Origin of the sequence: Flavobacterium sp. GSP6 (assembly GCF_003984855.1) — a bacterium.
Lineage (GTDB): Bacteria > Bacteroidota > Bacteroidia > Flavobacteriales > Flavobacteriaceae > Flavobacterium.
In genome coordinates, this window is record NZ_RYDO01000001.1 from 253,047 (window position 1) to 272,214 (window position 19,168).

17 protein-coding genes are annotated in these 19,168 nt (G+C 36.5%); 5 read left to right on the plus strand and 12 right to left on the minus strand.

Translation table 11 applies throughout. From position 1 onward, the window contains the following. Positions 1-194 precede the first annotated feature (194 nt). The 3 genes from EKM03_RS01150 to EKM03_RS01160 all read left to right on the plus strand — a co-directional run bounded on the left by EKM03_RS01150 (position 195) and on the right by EKM03_RS01160 (position 2,143). Positions 195-842: a metal-dependent transcriptional regulator gene (locus EKM03_RS01150; protein ID WP_126457701.1), complete on the plus strand. Its 648-nt coding sequence runs from the start codon at positions 195-197 to the stop codon at positions 840-842. 2 nt (positions 843-844) lie between these two features. Next, positions 845-1,663 carry a ZIP family metal transporter gene (locus tag EKM03_RS01155; protein WP_126457700.1) on the plus strand — a complete coding sequence of 273 codons (819 nt, stop codon included), beginning with the start codon at positions 845-847 and terminating at the stop codon, positions 1,661-1,663. 63 nt (positions 1,664-1,726) lie between these two features. Continuing rightward, positions 1,727-2,143, plus strand: coding sequence for a hypothetical protein (locus EKM03_RS01160; RefSeq protein WP_126457699.1), 417 nt, complete (start codon positions 1,727-1,729; stop codon positions 2,141-2,143). A gap of 407 nt (positions 2,144-2,550) precedes the next feature. Here EKM03_RS01160 and EKM03_RS01165 read toward each other — a convergent pair whose 3' ends face one another. From EKM03_RS01165 to EKM03_RS01185, 5 genes are all read right to left on the minus strand, one after another. Beyond that, complete coding sequence (locus tag EKM03_RS01165) at positions 2,551-2,682, minus strand: FeoB-associated Cys-rich membrane protein (protein ID WP_126457698.1); 132 nt, start codon at positions 2,680-2,682, stop codon at positions 2,551-2,553. 67 nt (positions 2,683-2,749) lie between these two features. Further along, positions 2,750-4,978, minus strand: coding sequence for a TonB-dependent receptor domain-containing protein (locus tag EKM03_RS01170; protein ID WP_126457697.1), 2,229 nt, complete (start codon positions 4,976-4,978; stop codon positions 2,750-2,752). A gap of 452 nt (positions 4,979-5,430) precedes the next feature. After that, positions 5,431-7,530, minus strand: a complete 2,100-nt coding sequence (gene feoB, locus EKM03_RS01175; RefSeq protein ID WP_126457696.1) for a ferrous iron transport protein B — start codon at positions 7,528-7,530, stop codon at positions 5,431-5,433. Then, a complete protein-coding gene (locus EKM03_RS01180) occupies positions 7,530-7,769 on the minus strand; it encodes a FeoA family protein (protein ID WP_126457695.1) in 240 nt (79 codons plus the stop codon). Before EKM03_RS01180 ends, feoB begins: the two co-directional genes overlap by 1 nt. Before the next feature lie 155 nt (positions 7,770-7,924). After that, positions 7,925-8,590, minus strand: a complete 666-nt coding sequence (locus EKM03_RS01185) for an SCO family protein (protein WP_126457694.1) — start codon at positions 8,588-8,590, stop codon at positions 7,925-7,927. A 138-nt stretch (positions 8,591-8,728) separates the two neighbouring features. On the opposite strand from EKM03_RS01185, the gene EKM03_RS01190 reads away from it, so the two are divergent. Next, positions 8,729-10,792, plus strand: a complete 2,064-nt coding sequence (locus EKM03_RS01190; protein ID WP_126457693.1) for a M13 family metallopeptidase — start codon at positions 8,729-8,731, stop codon at positions 10,790-10,792. 147 nt (positions 10,793-10,939) lie between these two features. Here the strand turns inward: EKM03_RS01190 and EKM03_RS01195 are convergent, their stop codons facing one another. From EKM03_RS01195 to EKM03_RS01215, 5 genes are all read right to left on the minus strand, one after another. Next, positions 10,940-11,881 (minus strand): DMT family transporter, encoded by a 942-nt coding sequence (locus tag EKM03_RS01195; protein ID WP_233579252.1) that lies wholly within the window; start codon positions 11,879-11,881, stop codon positions 10,940-10,942. 1 nt (position 11,882) lies between these two features. Next, positions 11,883-12,686, minus strand: coding sequence for an SDR family oxidoreductase (locus EKM03_RS01200; protein ID WP_126457692.1), 804 nt, complete (start codon positions 12,684-12,686; stop codon positions 11,883-11,885). 120 nt (positions 12,687-12,806) lie between these two features. After that, entirely contained in the window at positions 12,807-15,197 is a 2,391-nt protein-coding gene (locus EKM03_RS01205) for a M28 family peptidase (protein ID WP_317125128.1), read from the minus strand. A 27-nt stretch (positions 15,198-15,224) separates the two neighbouring features. Next, a complete protein-coding gene (locus EKM03_RS01210) occupies positions 15,225-15,575 on the minus strand; it encodes a hypothetical protein (RefSeq protein WP_126452170.1) in 351 nt (116 codons plus the stop codon). Next, positions 15,572-17,101 (minus strand): bifunctional GNAT family N-acetyltransferase/carbon-nitrogen hydrolase family protein, encoded by a 1,530-nt coding sequence (locus EKM03_RS01215; RefSeq protein WP_126739735.1) that lies wholly within the window; start codon positions 17,099-17,101, stop codon positions 15,572-15,574. The genes EKM03_RS01210 and EKM03_RS01215 overlap by 4 nt, the downstream gene beginning before the upstream one ends. A 178-nt stretch (positions 17,102-17,279) precedes the next feature. On the opposite strand from EKM03_RS01215, the gene EKM03_RS01220 reads away from it, so the two are divergent. Then, positions 17,280-17,612, plus strand: a complete 333-nt coding sequence (locus EKM03_RS01220; protein WP_126452160.1) for a single-stranded DNA-binding protein — start codon at positions 17,280-17,282, stop codon at positions 17,610-17,612. A 295-nt stretch (positions 17,613-17,907) separates the two neighbouring features. Here EKM03_RS01220 and EKM03_RS01225 read toward each other — a convergent pair whose 3' ends face one another. Both EKM03_RS01225 and EKM03_RS01230 read right to left on the minus strand, forming a co-directional pair. Next, the gene (locus EKM03_RS01225) at positions 17,908-18,414 is read right to left on the minus strand and encodes a ferritin (protein ID WP_126457689.1); all 507 of its coding nucleotides are present in this window, start codon (positions 18,412-18,414) and stop codon (positions 17,908-17,910) included. Positions 18,415-18,451: 37 nt separating this feature from the next. Next, on the minus strand, positions 18,452-19,081 hold the full coding sequence (locus tag EKM03_RS01230; RefSeq protein ID WP_126739736.1) for a chloramphenicol acetyltransferase: 630 nt from the start codon (positions 19,079-19,081) through the stop codon (positions 18,452-18,454). Positions 19,082-19,168: the final 87 nt, after the last annotated feature.

The window sequence follows — 19,168 nt, forward strand, 5'->3', positions numbered from 1 at the left end:
AAAACTAATAATGAACATAATTTTTTCACAATGCTTAAATTAAATTTAGGCAAAACTAAAAATTATATTTTGCAAAACCAATTTTTTAATTACATTTGTATCAATAACTTAATTGGTTTAGTGAGAAGTCTTCAAGAAGAAATCAATAAATTGATTTGTATTAAAATTTAAAAAGAGTATTCAAAAAACATAGCATGACCTTTTCAGAAGAAAATTATCTCAAGACCATTTACCACCTTACGGCTGTTTCAGAGGTGGATATCAGCACCAATGCGATTGCCGAAAAAATAGAAATCAAGGCGTCATCCGTTACCGATATGCTCAAGAAACTCGCCGAAAAAGAGTTAGTCAACTACATCAAATACCAAGGTGTTTCCCTTACTGATCAGGGACAATTAGCCGCTAAAATGATTGTTCGAAAGCACCGGCTTTGGGAAACTTTTTTAGTTGAAAAATTAGATTTTTCATGGGATGAAGTGCATGATCTTGCGGAACAATTGGAACACATCAAATCTGAAAAACTCATCAATAAGTTAGATGATTTTCTGGGAAATCCCACTGAAGATCCACATGGAGATCCGATTCCGGATGCTAACGGAAGAATTATAAAAGTAGACAAACAACTGCTTTCTGAATTCGAGAAAAACCAAATCGGGATTTGTGTGGGTGTCAAAGATACATCTTCTGATTTTTTAAAATATTTAGACAAACAAGAAATCGCTTTGGGTTCCCAAATTGAAATTATCGAAAAGGAAAGTTTTGATTCCTCTTTGAGAATTCGGGTTGGAACAAAAGAAATAACGGTTTCAAATAAAATAGCCAGTAATATATACATCAAATAATTATGTTTCAATCTGTAGTAGATTATTTTACGAGTATCGACCCAATATTAGCCGCTTTGTATGCGAGTTTATTCACTTGGTTTCTTACGGCTTTAGGAGCCTCGTTTGTTTTTTTGTTTAAAACCATGAACCGGACGGTACTGGACGGAATGCTCGGATTTACCGGGGGCGTAATGGTTGCTGCAAGTTTTTGGAGTTTATTGGCTCCAGCTATAGAAATGACCGGCGGCGAAGGTTTTCAAAAAGTGATTCCCGCAGCTTTTGGTTTTTTTCTTGGTGCCTTGTTTATTTTTGGGATTGATAAAGTATTGCCACATCTTCACATTAATTTTAAAGTTACGGAGGGAATTAAATCGCCTTGGCAGCGTACTACATTACTGGTTTCGGCAATTACACTGCACAATATACCTGAAGGATTGGCCGTAGGGGTTCTTTTTGGGGGAGTGGCTGCCGGGATTCCGGAGGCTTCCATTGCGGGAGCTGTTACCTTGGCCATTGGTATTGGAATTCAGAATTTCCCCGAAGGTATTGCCGTGGCCATGCCGTTGCGGCGTATGGGAATGAGTAGAAGAAAAAGCTTTATGTACGGACAATCATCAGCTTTGGTAGAACCTGTTGCTGCTGTTTTAGGCGCTTTTGCAGTCACGTTTTTTACCCCAATTTTACCGTACGCTTTGGCTTTTGCAGCAGGCGCAATGATTTTTGTAGTTGTGGAAGAAGTGATACCGGAAACGCAACAGGATAAAAATACCGATATTGCCACACTGGGATTTGTTGGCGGATTTATAGTGATGATGGTTCTGGATGTGGCTTTGGGATAGGGTTTTTAATTTTTGCCATTTGTTATTAAAAAGAAGCGTAGCTTTATCTTTTAAACCGCGTTTATGAAAAAGTCAGTAGTATTCCTTTGTATGATTATCAGCAGTGCAGTTTTGGCGCAAATCCCAAAATCCCAAAAGGTCAAATACAGTACAATACATCAGAAAATATGCCCCAATCAAAAAGGATTTCAGTTGGTTCTAAAATCGATTTCTTCTGATTCCCGTTGTCCGGAAGGGGTTACTTGTATTTGGGAAGGGGAAGTTTCGGGAGTCGTTTCTGTTTACAAAGATTCAAAATTAATTGAAAACAAGATATTGGTTTTTTCGATGAAAAACGAAAAAGAAAATAAAGAGTGGTTTTCTAAATATTTGCCTAAAAAGCAAAAAAACATAAAAAACTATAGTGTTCTTCCGTATCCAAAAGAAGGTGTCAAAATCAACCCGAGTGAATACTATGTGAAAATTGGGTATTTAAAATAACTTTTTATATCACTACTGAATGACTGCATATCACTATAGCAAAATGAAAAATATTTTCATTGGGATTAAATATATATAACTTAAATATCAGATTTTTGTTAAAATTATGATGGTCTAATCGCATACGGATTACTAATTCATAATAGTACCATAATTTCAATTTTTGTAGGGATAAAACTAAAATCATGTTCAAAGTCAAATTAGATACAAGTTCAAATTTGAAAACATTTTCTAAAACATACAAACGTAAACAGTTGATATTGAGTCTAAAAATTCATTCTATTAAAGTATCGTACTTTTTTTATATTTTAAAGAAAGCACAGACTTATTGTTTTTTAAGATAGTTCAGACTACTACCAAACATTTTACATGGGCTCTTTTTTAACGTTTAAATACGAAATAAAATTTTAATGGCAGCCGCAATCACCACCACTGCCACAATTTTTATCTGATTTTTTCTTTTTGAGGAAGAATTTTTTAATCAAAAAAGCAAGTGCTATTCCAAGGGCAAAAAAAGCTAAAATTTCTTGAATATCCATATTGTAAAAATAAGAAAAAGCAACCAAAAGAGGTTGCTTTTTTGAGTTAAACTAATGAGAAAGTTTTTTACAACTGTGCCATAATTCCAAAATTGATGTTAAAAGGCATTCCGGGTCTTAATCCTGCAGGAACTCTTGAAACGGCATACTTTTCATTCATTAAATTAATGATATTCGACATCAGGCTCACTTTTTGACTAAGGTGGTATCTTGCTGAGAAATCTACAATAAAATTATTGTTTACTTTGTTTTGGGACGGAATAGTTCCCGTTCCTGCCAATGTTCTAAACGCATCTACATATTTTCCACTGATGGCCAAATTGAATTTTTCTGTTTCGAAAGCGGCAGTCAGAGCAAATTGATTTTTGGCGATGTACGGAATCTCATCTCCACGTGTTACATTTCCCCATATTGGGCTGTTAAAGTCACTATTTAATTTCGTATCCGTCAAAGTATAGGAAAAGCTAAGCGGTAGTTTATATCCTTTTTCTGAATTTTTCAGGATTTCATACGTGGCCAAAAATTCAATTCCCTTTACGATTGCTGCACCTGCATTGAATAAATCTCCAGTTCCAGTTCCGCCACCGGACATGTTATCCGAACCTTGTAAATTAGAAAAATCATTGTAATAGCCAATCAATTCTCCGTAAAAGGCATTTTTTTGAAAGCGAAAACCCAGTTCTGAGTTGATACTGTTTTCGGCATCTTCTCCAACTTTAGCGCCCGGAGGAGAAAACCCTTTGTGAACACTCGTAAACACATTGTAATCTTCATTTATTTTATACAGAATTCCCATTCCCGGTATCCAAACATCAGAACGGTTATTTGCATTTACGATATTTGTACCGGTTCTTGTAATATCGTTGCTCCCGTAATTAATCGATTCTAAATTGATATTTTCATATCGGACTCCTGGCGAGAACGTAAATTTGTCATAGGTAATCGTATAAAGCACATGAGCGGCAATTGCTTCGGCGTAGGTAATCCTATTTGCATCTGTGCCTGGAGTTCCGTTTGAAGTTCTATTCATCACTCCATTTTGTATGGCGTATCCGTCAACCCATTGAAAGCGATCTTCATAATCTTCGTGGTAGCGAAATCCAAAATCAAAATCGTGTTTCAGCGCTCCTGTTGCAAAATTATAATTGGCTACTGATTGGATTCCTTTGGCCTCGTACATCCGATTGTTGGCTTTAACTAATAAAGCATTATCAGCAGTGTTATTAGCTCCTGTTAAAGCTAAATATTCCGCATTATACTTTATTGGATCAATTAATATAGAATTGATTCCTACTTTTGTAGTTCCAAGTTTTAAGGCATCAAGTTTATACCAATTTCTGGCAAAATCATTCTTGTAGGCCTTTGTGGTGATGTTGAAATTTTTTGAGGGTTGAATAAAATGGGTCAACATGATTTGTTTGTGCTCCGTATCAAGATAATCTTCATTTGATCCGGCATACCTTCTGTAAGGACTCTTGTTGTAATCGTCTTCGGTCAAACCAAGGTAAGTTTCATTGGCAAAATCTTCGCCAAACTGGACTTTAGCGGTTAAGGATTGAAAGATTTTGGCATCGAGATCCGTATTAATTCTAAATTTAGCAACATAATCATTTCCCTGAAAACCGGTGTTTTTAGAACTGTTGTCTATTTTTTTAAATCCGTCTGAATTTCGGTTGTTGTATTCTAAAACGTAACCAAAATTTTTGCGTTCATCTCCAATATTTACGTATGTTTTTTTGGTATTGAAACTACCAATGCTGGCTACAACTCGGGCTTTGAAACGATTTGGGATTTGAGTAGAAACCATATTGATGGCGCCGCCGGTAGTATAAGGACCGTATTGTATTTGACTTCCTCCTTTTACAATTTCGAAAGACTGCATTCTGTTTACTGTTGGGAAATAATACGCGGCAGGAGCGGCATAAGGAGCAGGTGCTATTAGAACGCCATCCTCCATTAGTGTAATTTTACTCGAACGATCTGGGCTGGTTCCTCTCATACCAATATTTGGGCGGAGTCCAAACCCTTCTTCTTCCTGAATATTGATGCCGGGAACGGTTCTTAGAATCCTGGAAACATCATCATAATTAAAGGTTTTTAATTCTTTTGGAGAGATAAAATATGTTGATCCGGCTTTATTTTTGGCTTTAAATTTACTTCCAATGATCGCATCGGTGGTAATAATAACTTCGTTTAAACTTTCAATACTATCTTTTTGAGTTTTTGTAAGTTCCTTTTCTTGTGCAAACAAAACGGACGTAATTAATAGCGAGCCGATAATTATAATATTTTTCATTTTTATTTAGATTAATTCTACACTGCAAATGTAGAACCTAAATCTTATTTAGACAAATTAAAAATAATAAAAATTTGACATTTTAACTTTTGTTGACATATAAGTAATGAGATTAAAATAATGTCGTATTTGTTTTTAACTCAACCTCAGTCTTTATTGAAGGTTTGACATTATAATATGTGACAATATATCGTTCCTATTACTTAGTTCTCATAAAGGAATTAAATTTATGAGTCTTAAAAGCATGTATAACCAAGTGCTTTATCCTATTTTGCTTGATCTTCTTAATTTCTTTTGCTGCTAATTCGCAAATTGTTTGTCCAACTTGGAGTTATTTAATAAGTAATCAAATCGCACGGTAAAAGGCTAAGATCTGCATTTTAATTTTTTTAAATTTTAGCTTTTTTCACTCACACTCATACGAGTGATTTTAAAACCATTGTAGTGTGTGATTACTTTAAAATTTGGTATGCAATTAAAGCAACAACATACGCAAATCCGGACATAAAGATCAATTGTCCTGCCGGCCATTTCCAGGAATTGGTTTCTTTTTTAGTAACGGCGAGTGTACTGGCGCATTGCAAAGCAAAAGCATAAAAAAGTAATAGTGATATTCCGGAAGCAAAATTAAAAACCTTTTCTCCGGTAACCGGATTAATCTCGGCAGCCATTTTATTTTTAATAGTGACTTCATTATCGCTACCACCCACACTGTAAATAGTGGCTAATGTTCCCACAAAAACCTCCCTGGCGGCAAAGGAACTGATGATGGCAATTCCTATTTTCCAGTCGTAACCCAGAGGAGAAATAGCAGGTTCAATGGCTTTTCCCATGATTCCGATATAAGAGTTTTCCAGTTTTTGGGAGGCCACTGCATTCTCAAATTCAGCTTCAGGCAACGGATTATTTTTGGTGTTTTCAGTGACAATGGTTTCTGCATCATTGAATTTTTCTCCTGGTCCGTACGAAGCTAAGAACCATAAAACTATAGAAATAGCCAGTATGATTTTTCCGGCACCAAAAACAAAGGCTTTTGTTTTTTCGATCACATTAATACCTACGTTTTTGAAAAGCGGTAATTTATAATTGGGCATTTCTACCACAAAGTATGTTTTTCCTTTTATTTTAAGGATTTTATTCAAAATGTACGCTGAAAAAATAGCCGTTCCAAAACCCAAAAGATACAACAGCATCAAGGTCATTCCTTGCATGTTCAGAAAACCCAAAACACGAGTATCCGGAATTACCAGAGCAATGATTATGGCATAAACAGGTAATCTGGCGGAGCAGGTCGTGAATGGGGTGACCAGGATGGTGATCAATCGTTCTTTCCAGTTTTCAATGTTTCGGGTTGCCATAATTGCCGGAATCGCACAGGCCGTACCGGAAATAAGTGGGACTACACTTTTCCCTGATAATCCAAATTTACGCATAATTTTATCCATCAGGAAAACAACTCGGCTCATGTAACCGCTTTCTTCAAGAATTGAAATAAACATAAATAGGAAAGCAATTTGAGGGATGAAGATCAAAATACCTCCAATTCCAGGAATTATTCCCTGCGAAATTAGATTGGTTAAAACGCCGGCCGGTAATTGCTCGGCAGCAAGAGCGCTTATTGTAGCAAAGGTACCGTCAATGAAATCCATTGGAATTTTAGACCATTCGAAAATAGATTGAAAAATAACAAACAAAATCATGAAGAAAATCACATAACCCCAAATCTTGTGAGTCAGGACGCGATCCAGTTTGCTGCGAAAATCTTTAGCAATTGTCTCATCGACTTTTAATCCTGTTTTCAAGACGTCATTGATGAATTGGTAGCGTTTTATGGTTTCTTTTTGTTGCAAACGCTTTAGATCCGAATGCGATTTAGTAAATGAATTTCGGATTTCATTTCGGTCTAAATTCAGGAAATTGACGTCTTGAGTAATGACCAGCCATAATTTATACAAGAGCTGGTTGGGAAATGTTTTTCTTAAAGTATTAAAATATTCCGGATCAATGCTTGAGGCATTCAAGCAGGGTTCATTCGAAAGGGATTTGTAGTTGACTATCAATTTTTTTAGTTCATCAATTCCAAAACCTTTTCTCGAACTGATCAGCGCAATTTTTGTTTTTAAGTGCGCTTCAAGATACGGAATATCCAGCGTAATTCCTTTGAATTTCATTCTATCGGCCATGTTGATGACTAATATGGTTGGAATTTCAAGGTCTTTTATTTGGGTAAAAAGTAATAAATTTCGTTTTAGATTCTCCACATCCGTAACTACAAGGGCTACATCAGGGTATAATTTATCGTTTTTATTCAGTAATAATTCAATGACAACGTTTTCATCAATCGAACTGGCATTTAGGCTGTAGGTTCCCGGTAAATCCAAGATATTAGCCTTGATGTTATTGGGTAATTTGCAAAAACCCATCTTTTTTTCAACGGTAATTCCAGGGTAATTCCCTACTTGTTGATTCAAACCCGTCAATTGATTAAAAACAGAGGTTTTTCCGGTGTTAGGATTTCCAATTAAAGCAACATTGATATTTTGATTGGTCATTATAAATTGGTTTTTAGTATTTCAACTTCAATCTCACGGGCAGTTTCCAATCGGATAGCAACGTGTGAACCATTGATGTTTAAATATAAAGGATCGCCAAAAGGAGCAATTTGAAGTAATTCTACCAGATTGCCCGGTAAGCAACCCATTTCCAATAATTTTAATGGAACTGTATCAATGTCAAAGTCTTTTATAATGGCCTTTTCGCCTTTTTTGAGAGAATTTATCGTTGTTTGCAAATCTTATTTAGATTGAATTAAGATTGCAAAAATACACATTTTAATACAAATAAAAATGATAAATATCACATTTAAACCTTAATTAAGACAAAAAAAATGCATGGATTGGGATGGGATTTATCAGAAAAGGCGAAGAAATTAAAGGTCAATTAATCTTATTCGGCACTCAAAAAACGAATGTCGTCGATTAATCGTTTCATGTCTTCTTTGTTAGTACCGTCATAAAACCCACGAACTCTTTTTTTAGTATCTACCAATACAAAATTTTCCGTGTGAACCATGTCGTATAATTCGCTTGGTTCTCCCAGTTTAACGGCCAAATACGATTTTCTGGCCATCTCATAAATTTCTTTTTTATCGCCGGTGACTAAATTCCATTTTGAGGCATCTACCTTATATTTTTTGGCGTAAGCCTTCAAAACCGGAACGCTGTCCGTCTCTGGAAAAACAGTATGCGACAATAACTTCACCTTGGGATCATTGGCAAAAACTTTCTGGATATCCGATAAATTGGTGCTCATTTTTGGACAAATGGAGCCGCAAGTGGTAAAGAAAAAATCAGCCACATATATTTTTCCTTCATAGTCTTTTTGGGTGATGGTTTTTCCGTTTTGGTTGACAAACGAAAAATCAGCAATGGTATGGTATTTACTTTTATACTGAATCGTACTGTCTACTAATTCCGGATTTACATCAGAAGGATTAAAAATAGGAAGTGTTTTTTTTGGCTTTAAGGCCGAATAAAATAAGGATAAAACGACTGCAGAAAAAACCAGGAAGACGCCTAAAAAGATTCGGTATTTTTTTAAAATTCGTAACATAATGTTATTTTAATACAAAAATACGAAAACGAAATTTGTTTTTAATTCAAATTAACACAATCTTATTGGGATAAAATTTAACAAGAAGTTAAAAGTTTTATTGATAGCTTTGTAAAACTAACTAAATATATATTAAAAATGAAAAAGAACATCAATAAGCAGTTGCTTTTTGTGATTCCTGCAATCATGGGTTTTACGGTAAGTCAAGCCCAGAACACAGCCGTGGCGAAAGAGCCAGGAATCAATGTGAACCACATGGACAAGAATGTACAACCCAACAATGATTTTTTTCGCTATGTGAATGGAACATGGTTGGATAATACAGAAATTCCAGCTGATAGAACCCGTTGGGGAAGTTTTGATGAATTGCGTCAAAAAACAGATGCCGATGCTTTGGCAATCTTGAAGGAAGCCACTAAGAATCCGAGTTATAAATCAAATACTGATCAAGGGAAAGCCGTTAATTTATACCAGTCGATATTAGATACCATAGGAAGAAATAAGCTTGGGATAGCGCCTTTAAGGCCGTATTTGACAAAAATAAACGCAGTTAAAAATGCGAAAGACCTAGAGGCATTATTAATTGAAATGGAGCCAATTGGCGGTATTGGATTTGTGGGAGCCAGTGTAGGCACTGATGCAAAGAACAGCAATAGAAATGTAATTAATGTAGGATTGGGTAGCGTAGGTTTGCCAGACAGAGATTATTATGTTTCTGAAGATGCCGACTCTAAAGAAAAACGAGCTAAATACGTGCTTCACGTTGCTAAAATGTTACAGTACCTTGGTGATACTCCGGTAGTTGCTAAAGCGAATGCCGAAAAAATCCTGGCACTTGAAATCGCCATGTCTAAACCAAGATTGGATAGAGTAGAAAGAAGAGACCGTCGTAAATCATACAACCCAATGACGGTTAAAGATTTACAAAAACTGACGCCTTCAATCAACTGGGATAATTATTTCACAAAAATAGGATTGCCTAAAGTGGATTCCTTGATAGTGTCGCAGCCTAAATATATGACTGCTTTAGAAACAATTTTCAAAGAAAATAAAGTAGAAGACTGGAAAGCATACATGCGTTGGACTTTATTAAACAGAGCATCAAGTCAATTGTCAACTACTATTGAAGACGCAAACTGGGAGTTTTACGGAAAAACCCTGACGGGCGCTGTAAGTCAAAGACCACGTGACGAAAGAGCACTTCAAACCATCAACGGAACGGTTGGAGAAGCGTTAGGAAAATTATATGTAGAGAAAATGTTTCCGGCTGAAGCCAAAGCCAAAGCGGAAAAAATGATCAAAAATATATTTCTTGCTTTCGAAAACCGAATCAATAATTTGCCTTGGATGTCTACAGAAACTAAGGTAAGTGCACTTGCTAAACTGCATAAATCAAGAATAAAAATTGGATATCCAGACAAATGGAAAGATTATTCAGCCTTGACCATTAAAAGTCCAAAAGAAGGCGGAACGTATTTTGATAATGTTAAAAACTTGGCAAAATGGCGTTTTGAAGAAAACATAGCTGAATTGAACAAGCCAGTCGATAAAGAAAAATGGGGCATGTCTCCACAAACGGTGAACGCCTATTTCAACCCATCAAATAATGAAATTGTATTTCCAGCAGCTATTTTGCAACCGCCTTTTTATAATTATCAAGCAGATGAAGCCGTAAATTATGGTGGAATTGGAGCCGTTATCGGGCATGAAATTTCACATGGGTTTGATGATTCGGGATCGCGTTACAATGCTGACGGAAACTTAGTAGATTGGTGGACCGCTGAAGATTTGAAACAATTCTCTGCTTTAACAGGAGCGCTTGCAGCTCAATACAGCGCTTTGCAACCTATTCCAGGAACTTTTGTAGATGGTAAATTCACGCTTGGTGAAAACATTGGAGATTTAGGAGGCGTAAATGCCGCTTATGATGGTTTGCAATTGTACCTGAAAGCAAACGGAAACCCGGGATTAATCGATGGATATACTCCGGAACAACGGTTCTTTATTTCCTGGTCAACGATCTGGCGTTCCAAAATGCGTGATGAAGCCTTGAAAAACCAAGTGAAAACAGATCCGCATTCTCCAGGAATGTACCGTGCGTATGTGCCTTTGCAAAATATTGATACGTTTTATCAAGCCTTTGATATTAAAGAAAATGATGGAATGTACATTGCTCCAGAAAAGAGAGTAAAAATCTGGTAGAAATTATTCACGAGAGTATGATCCTGATGTGATTTCTCCTTAGTCGAATGACACAGATACGTAGCTTCAGTCCAGAAAAAAATACAGGTATAAAAATTATCTTGTAGTATGAAAAAGTCCCATTTGCCTGAGCAAATGGGACTTTTTTTATTCTGTTTTGATACTGTTTTTTCGGGTTCTTCTCAGCGAATAATTCACCAGATACAAGCCAAATAAGGTGACGCCACCTCCTACGGCTATGGCAGTATTGAGGGTTTCCCCAAAGATTATTGCGCCTAAAATCACGGCAATAATTGGGTTGATATAGGAATACACACTACTGATCTCCGCAGGAAGATTTTGAAGAGCATAAATAAAGGCAATGAAAGTAAGTATGGAACCAAAAACAACTAAATAAGCGATAGACCACCAGGAAGCAGCAGGAATTTCACTTAATTTGACGGAAATTCCAGTTGCGCCAGTGTAGGCGAAAACTAAAATACTAGAAATAAACATTTGCAGTCCCAAACTAAAATACGGATTAAAAGTGGCTGCTTTTTTCTTCGTGTACAAGGTGCCAAAAGCCCAAGTTAAAGTAGAAATTATGGAAATGATTATTCCAAATCTGAAACTAGGAATCAAAAAATCACTCAGGTGGTCGTAAAAAATCACACAAACCCCACTGAAACTGATAATCAAACCCACAACTGATACTCTGGATAATCGTTCGCCTCTAAAAAAAGTAATGATCACAATCCATAAAGGGACGCAAGCACCAATAATTGCGCCTAGACCACTACTGATATACTTGACGCCCCAAGTGCTTAATCCGTTGCTTAAAACAAAATTAAGAATGCTTAGAATGATGATCGTTTTCCATTGTTTTCCCTTTGGCCAAGGCGCCTTTTTAAATAAAAAATAGGAAATATACAGGAATCCTCCTAAAAATTGTCTGATGGCGACAAGTTGTAAGGCGGGCATGTGTTTCACGCCCTCTTTAGAAGCAATCCAGGTAGTTCCCCAAAAAAAACTGACCCAACACAAAGCCAAAATTGGCAGTCCAATAGTGTCTATTTTGGACGAAACGGCATTCTTAATTTTAGTTCTCACATTACAAATTTGGTTTCGTAAAAGTATACTTTAAAACCGTTTCTATGCGAGCACTCAAAATTATTTTTCCAGTTGAATTTTCTTCAGAATTAAATTTTGGCAAAGCTAAATCCAGATCCTTCGCTTTTTGGGTGTAGTACTGTTCTCGAGAAGGATGAAATGGAGCCACTGCATTGAAGGTTTCATTCCATGAATCCGTTTCAATAATTTTTTCAATGATTCCAATACAATCGTCTTGATGAATTAAGTTAATGGTTGCATTAGGGTTGTCAAGATTTTCTCTGCCGGCCAAGAATTTTACAGGATGGCGGTCCTGGCCAATTAATCCGCCAAAACGCAATACCGTCGTTTTAAAATGACTGTTGTTTTGCAAAAGCTGTTCTGTTTCCAGTAATTGTTTGCCGCTTTCCGTATCCGGTTTTGGGATAGTTTCTTCAGTAACAAAAATAGCTTCATCATTATAAACAGATGTCGAACTGATGAAAAGTACGTTTTCAATAGAAGATTTTTCGATAGATGGAATCATATTTCTAATCTTGGCAACAAAGTTTTCTTGCGCTAAACCACGAAGTTTTGGTGGGACATCAATGATTAAAATTTTAGAATTTTCCAGAAAATCAGAAAGGTTTCCTTTGGTTTTATTTTCTGAAAGCGCAATTAAGAAAGGAGCGATTCCGGCATTTTTCAATACGTCTAATTTCGCTGTAGAAGTCGTCGAGCCCTTCACGGAAAATCCTTTTGAAAGGAAGGCTTTCGCCAAAGGCAAACCCAGCCATCCGCAACCCAGAACACTAATTTTTGTCATTTTCGTTTTTTGTAATCAATCGTAATTTTCAAATTTATATGCGGTTACAATTGGTGGCCGTGCATTCTCATAAATTTAAATTTATTCAAGGTCATAAAATGTGACCTTAAAGAAATTCCATCATAATTTTTTCAAACTGTCTTTCACTACTGCTAAACTATCTTTTACAACAGGATTTGTTACAGTAGTATTCAAAGTATTCACAACAACCGGACTCGCTTTTATTTTTTGCCTAATGACAACCGCATCGTTCAAAACAAAAGGGGTTGGCATCATCCAGTTTTCTCTTTTCGTGATTTCAAATAAAGGATTTGAAAGTAGGTCAAAAGAACTTTCTAACAGTTCCATGTTGAACGCAGTTGCAGCATTAAAACTAAACTGCAATTCTAAAGGGGCGTTTCCTACCACATAATAACTCAATATCTTCTTTCCTTTTCGCTGGTAAATTGAATTTTTCCGACCTAGTGTAGTCACGCCATTCGCTTTTAAATTATGAAGTATCATTTTTTCATTGGCAAAAATGTCATAGCGATTAACGTTTCTGTTCGGGGAAATTTTTATTTTGACATGTCTTTGATTTCCTATAATTCGGTCTTCCAGAAATGCGATAGTTGGTTTCGGAATCGCTTTTTTAGGAGCTTTGGCAGCATAGGTAAAACCAGAATTGTATTTGCTAAACAACGGAATTTCGTTCAAATTGGTTGCCTTTTTCGGGTTTACACCCAAATAGCCTGTGGTCCAGGAATCGAGATTAGTGTCATACGTGGCCCAATTGGCTTGATCTGTGTCCGCATTATAGAGGTATAATAAACTATTTGACTTCGCTTTTCCGGGTTTGTATCCCGACTCTAAATGCGCTTTCGCAAAAAAGCCAATGGAAAGCAAAAGCAGGAGTATAGACCAGATTCCCTTTTTGGCGAAAGCCCCAAAAATAGGCAGCAATAATCCGAATAGCAATACGGTAAGAAGGGCACTTCCAAACAATACCTTTAGTCCCAAACCGATAGGAAACATTTGGATAAAAGGAGCTATAATGATCAAAGCAGGAATGCTAAAAATAAGATTTAATGTTTCGCTTGATTTTTGAGTCACAATGAAAACCCCAAAAAGGAATAGACCAAAGTACACCGGAATAATCAAGAATCCAGCTCCCGGTAACATAAAAGCTATGATGGCATTAATCACAATCCAAATAAATAATGGCGCTACATAATGATTGATGTTGACTTTACGACATGAAAATAAATGATAAAAGACCATGCTTATTGCTAAAGCCAGCAGTACGAAAGCAGCTATGTAAGCATGTCCGTTATAGGTAAATCCGTTCAGCAAATCCGTGTATTGAGGATAGACGAGCAGCAATCCTTTCCATCCAAAAAAGGTAATTATTCCCGTTGCCGTCAGGGAACCAAACAGCGGAATGAATCCTTTTACAATTTCTCGGGCTGATATAAGGCGTTTGGCTCTTCCTATAAATAATAGCGAAAGAAACAACGCTAAAGCGAGTAGAACCATAGGCAAAACCCAACTGAAAGGATAGCTTATAAAAGTGTATGGAATGGTAAAATAGACATACTCTTCACTGGATTGCACCGCATTTAAATCCGTATTGGAAAAATAATTTAACAACGGCATTAAATATGAACCCTGATGAGCCAGCGTATTTTTGTTTAAATGCTGGATGTCATCCTGAGCGGTATGGTAGTTAAAATGGTCGTCAATAAATGCAAAGTTATAGCCCTGAATATCGCCTTGTTCCCTAAAAACGGTCAAATCAGTGTCGTTGGGTAACATTTTATAAATACTGTACATCAAGGAATTAGATACTGGAAAAGTCGCTTTTGCAGCAGCAAACTCTTTTACTAATCCTGCATTTCCATTGTTAGTTTCCATCAGCATGTAGCTGGGGCCGGAAGAACCACGGGCTTCAAAGTTGAGTACCAGTCCCACTTGTTTTGCCCATTGATGTTGGGTTACAAAAAGTGCAGCACCATTAAGTCCTAACTCTTCTGCATCCGAAAACAGAATAATAATATCGTTTTTATGCGGGGTTTTATTGTATAAAAAAGCCCGAACACTTTCCAGAATTGTAGCTACACCGGAACCCGCATCACTAGCTCCGGGCGAGTAGGAATGGGGTGCGCTGTCATAGTGTGAAAGCAACAACAAGGCTTTGGAACTATTAGAACCTTTGATACGAGCCAAGATGTTTTTTGATTGTACAAGATTTCCCCAGTCACTTAGCGTATAGCCGGTTTGAACAGAAGTCTGCAGTCCTAACTTTTTTAGCTCTTTCAGGAGGTAATTTGCGACCACATCATGATTGTCGGAGCCTACATAATGAGGTTTTTTTGAAATGGATTTGATGTGATTCAAAGCCCTTTGGGTCGAAAACTCAGTAAGGGACCCTTGATCATTGGAAGTCCATTGCGGCATCATCGTAAAGTAGATTAACGCTAGGGTTACTGAAATAAACAAACCGGCAAAAATGGAGAAATAATCTTTTTTCATGGTAAGTAAGTGGATTTGGATGCGGTGTTAAATGTCTTTTTTGACTAGCATGTAATACTCATTGTCTAAAACTAAATACCCCTGATCGTACAGGAAATAGTAAGTATTTCCTGTTTTGGTTCGCAGAATATTAGTAAAAAATTCAAAATCAAAACCTTTGCTTAATAATTTTGCGCGGGTGGTTTTTGATTTTCCATCGGGATTAAGTTCAATTAGAATGCGGTAATTTTTACGCAACTTATTGTTGATGTTGCGCATAAAATTAGTGCTGTCTTTGTTCATTTTATTGTTGTAGGCGTTGCGACATCCGTCACTGCAAAACTTTTTATCTTCACGGCCTACAATTTTCTCTTCACATTCTAAGCAGGTTTTTGTCATGGATTTATTTTTTTGATATCGTATAAATCAGTTCTACGGTCTTTTAGAATGCGTACGCTACCGTGCTCGTGAAGCTCTTTCAGTAAATCTAAATCTACGTCAACAATGAGTGTCATCTCGGTATTTGGGGTTGCTTCGGCTTTGATTCCATTACTTGGAAAAGCAAAATCAGAAGGTGTAAATACTGCTGATTGCGCATATTGAATATCCATGTTGTTTACCTTTGGTAGATTTCCTACACATCCTGCTATGGCTACATAACATTCGTTTTCAATCGCTCTGGCTTGTGCGCAATGTTTGACTCTGGTATAGGCGTTTTGAGTATCTGTTAAGAACGGTACAAATAAAATATTCATGCCTTCATCTGCCATTAATCTAGAGAGTTCCGGAAATTCAACATCATAACAAATCATGATGCCTATTTTACCACAATCGGTATCAAAGGTCTTAATTTGTGATCCTCCGGTCATCCCCCAGTGCTGTACTTCGTTTGGAGTAACATGAATTTTGGCATACATTTCTGAAGTTCCGTCTCTCTTGCACAGAAAACCCACATTGTAAAGCGTGCCATTTTCTAAATGAGGCATACTTCCTGTAATAATGTTGATGTTGTACGAAATGGCTAGCTCCTGAAAGCGTTTGCGAACAGGCTCTGAATGTTTGGCTAATTCCCGTATGGCTTCTGCCTCGGACAAATGATTGTAATCCGCCATCAACGGAGCGGTAAAGAGTTCTGGAAAGAGTGCAAAATCACTGCCATACCCGGAAACGACATCAACAAAAAATTCACATTGTTCAAACAAAGCTTCCAGATTGTTCAGTTGGCGCATCTGCCACTGAACGAGTCCCAGGCGGATGCCACTTTTCTTGAGGTTTATTAATTTAGGGCTTTCGTCGTAATAAATATTATTCCATTCTAGTAAAACGGCAAATTCTTTAGAATCGGTATCGCCTTCCAGATAGTTTTTCATGACCCGGATTACGTGAAAATCATTGCTCAGCTGAAAAGAAAGCACAGGGTCGTGTAGCTCTTTTCTTTTTACTTTTTCGATATAATTTTTAGGAGTGAGGGTTTTGGCGTGTTGCCCATAATTTGGAATCCTGCCGGCAAAAACAATTGCTTTCAAATTCAATTGTTCACATAGTTCTTTACGGGCGTCATACAAACGTCTTCCCAAGCGGAGTCCTCTGTAGTTTGGATGAATAAACACATCTATTCCATACAAGACATCCCCTTGTGGATTGTGGGTCGAAAAGGTATATTTTCCTGTTATATCAGAATAATTATGGTTTTTGTCTACTAAGCTTTCATCCACAATTAGCGATAATGCAGAGCCTACAACTTTGCCGTCTACTAAGATTACGAGTTGGCCTTCCGGAAAAATGCTCAATAATTTTTCAATATGATGTTCTCTCCAATAGGAACCAACCATTTCCGGATACGATTCTACCATTGATTTTTTGAGCTCTTTATAGTCTTCAATCGCTAGATTTCGTAACTCTACTTTGTTTATTTTGGCTTGCATGAAATAATGATTTTATCAAATATAGCTAAAATTTACCAATTACAAACGGTTACAAATAGTTACAACCGAAAGTAAATAGTTAACAACCGATTACCTTTTAACAATGATCGCATCTTTGCCCTGTTGATTTGAAAGACCAATTCAACAAACATACACTAACATTTAAATAGTATACGCCATGAGCACATTAAGAAACAAAGTACAGTTAATTGGACATGTAGGAAATGATCCGGAAATTAAATCATTTGACGGAGGAAAAAAACTAGCTAATTTTTCGTTAGCTACAAATGAAAGCTACAAAAACGACAAAGGAGAAAAAGTAGAAGAAACCCAATGGCACAAACTCGTTGCTTGGGGAAAAACGGCTGAAATCATAGAGAAATATGTTACCAAAGGAAAAGAAATTGCCATTGAAGGAAAATTAACCCATAGAAGTTATGACGATAAAAATGGAGAAAAACGTTACATCACTGAAGTTGTCGTTGATGATGTTTTGCTTTTAGGGAAATAGGTTTTTCAAGACTAAGCAATAAAATAATGCCCTCTGTATCAGAGGGCATTTATGTTTTGAATCAGGATACTTTTTTTAATAAATCAAACAACGGACACCGCTTACAGCGATTGTCTTCCCCTTTTTTGAATTTTTTGCAACATTTAGATTTGCAGTTTTCTGCAATCTTAATGGTTTTAAGGATTTCTTTTTGATTTTTTTTCTTTTCCTTTTTTTTCTTTTCCAATTTTTATAAAGAATTAAAAACTAAGGCAAATGTATGTTATTTTTATCTGTTCTAAATAAATTTTAACATTTAAATAGCAGGTTTGACAAGCGCCACTTGTTGTAAGTCTCTGTCAAATAAGTATAAACCGCCTTTGTCATCTCCTATTAAGTTGATTTTGTCCAAAATAGATTTTGCGGTCGCTTCTTCCTCAATTTGCTCGGCAACATACCATTGCAGAAAGTTATGTGTGGCATAATCTTTTTCAGAGAAAGTGATGTGTACCAACTCATTTATCGAATCCGAAACAAAAATTTCATGTTTATAAAGTTCCTCAAACATATCTTTGAAGGTTTCATAAGTAGTTTTTGGGGCTTTTAAGTCCGTTATTTTTGCATGGCTACCACGTTCATTTACATACTTGATTAATTTGAGCATGTGCAGGCGCTCTTCGTCAGATTGGGCAAACATGAATTGAGCAATTCCTTCCAGTCCGCTCACTTCAGCCCAACACGCCATAGAAAGGTAGGTTTGCGAGGATTCTGCTTCAATGCGAATCTGTTTGTTTAGGGCAATTTCAATATTTTTAGATAGCATAATTTTAGTTTTTAGTAAAGTTAAAAAAAATAAGTCACTACTGATTCATCAATTCCTGAAAACAATCCACAAATTGTCCCAGATGAAAACCGTCCATTAATCCATGATGTACATGAACAGACATGGGCATGGTTCTTTTGCCACTAGGGGAGACTTTCATTTTGCCAAAAGATATTTTTGGACAGCTGTCCGGAAAGGAAAAACTTCTAGCATGGGATAAAGAGGAAAAATCCAGCCACGGAATTGCTGAAAAATGGATCACGTCATCCTCCTCAAAGGTTCGGGTAAAAAGTCCTGTTGTGGTTTGAATGCGGGCAATCTCTGTAGCGGAGGTCGTTTTGAAAACTGCAAAATCAGCATTGTATTCGATTAAAGAAAATCCGAAAGTGCCGTCCTCCCGACCAATTGTAGCTGAAGCATTAATTTGGTCACAAATATATATTTGGTCCTCTGAAACTCGATACTTAAAAGATTCAATGGTATTTACCGCTACTAATGTTTGGTGTAAATAATAATTAAAAAAAGAAGAATTTAGTGCTTTTGCAGCTGCATAAGCTTTCGTACAATCAATTTTGACTGTGGCTCCAAAAAAAGGTTCTTCAAATTGTCTAAAAAAATGAAAATGTTCTTTTCTGGGCCAATTTTCTATATCTAAAAGGGTTCTCAAAATGAAGGGATTTTATTTAAAGTTCAAAAGTACAGCTATTCTTTGTGAATAGTTAGGAGTTAGTTGATTCTCTATTCTAAAATGGAA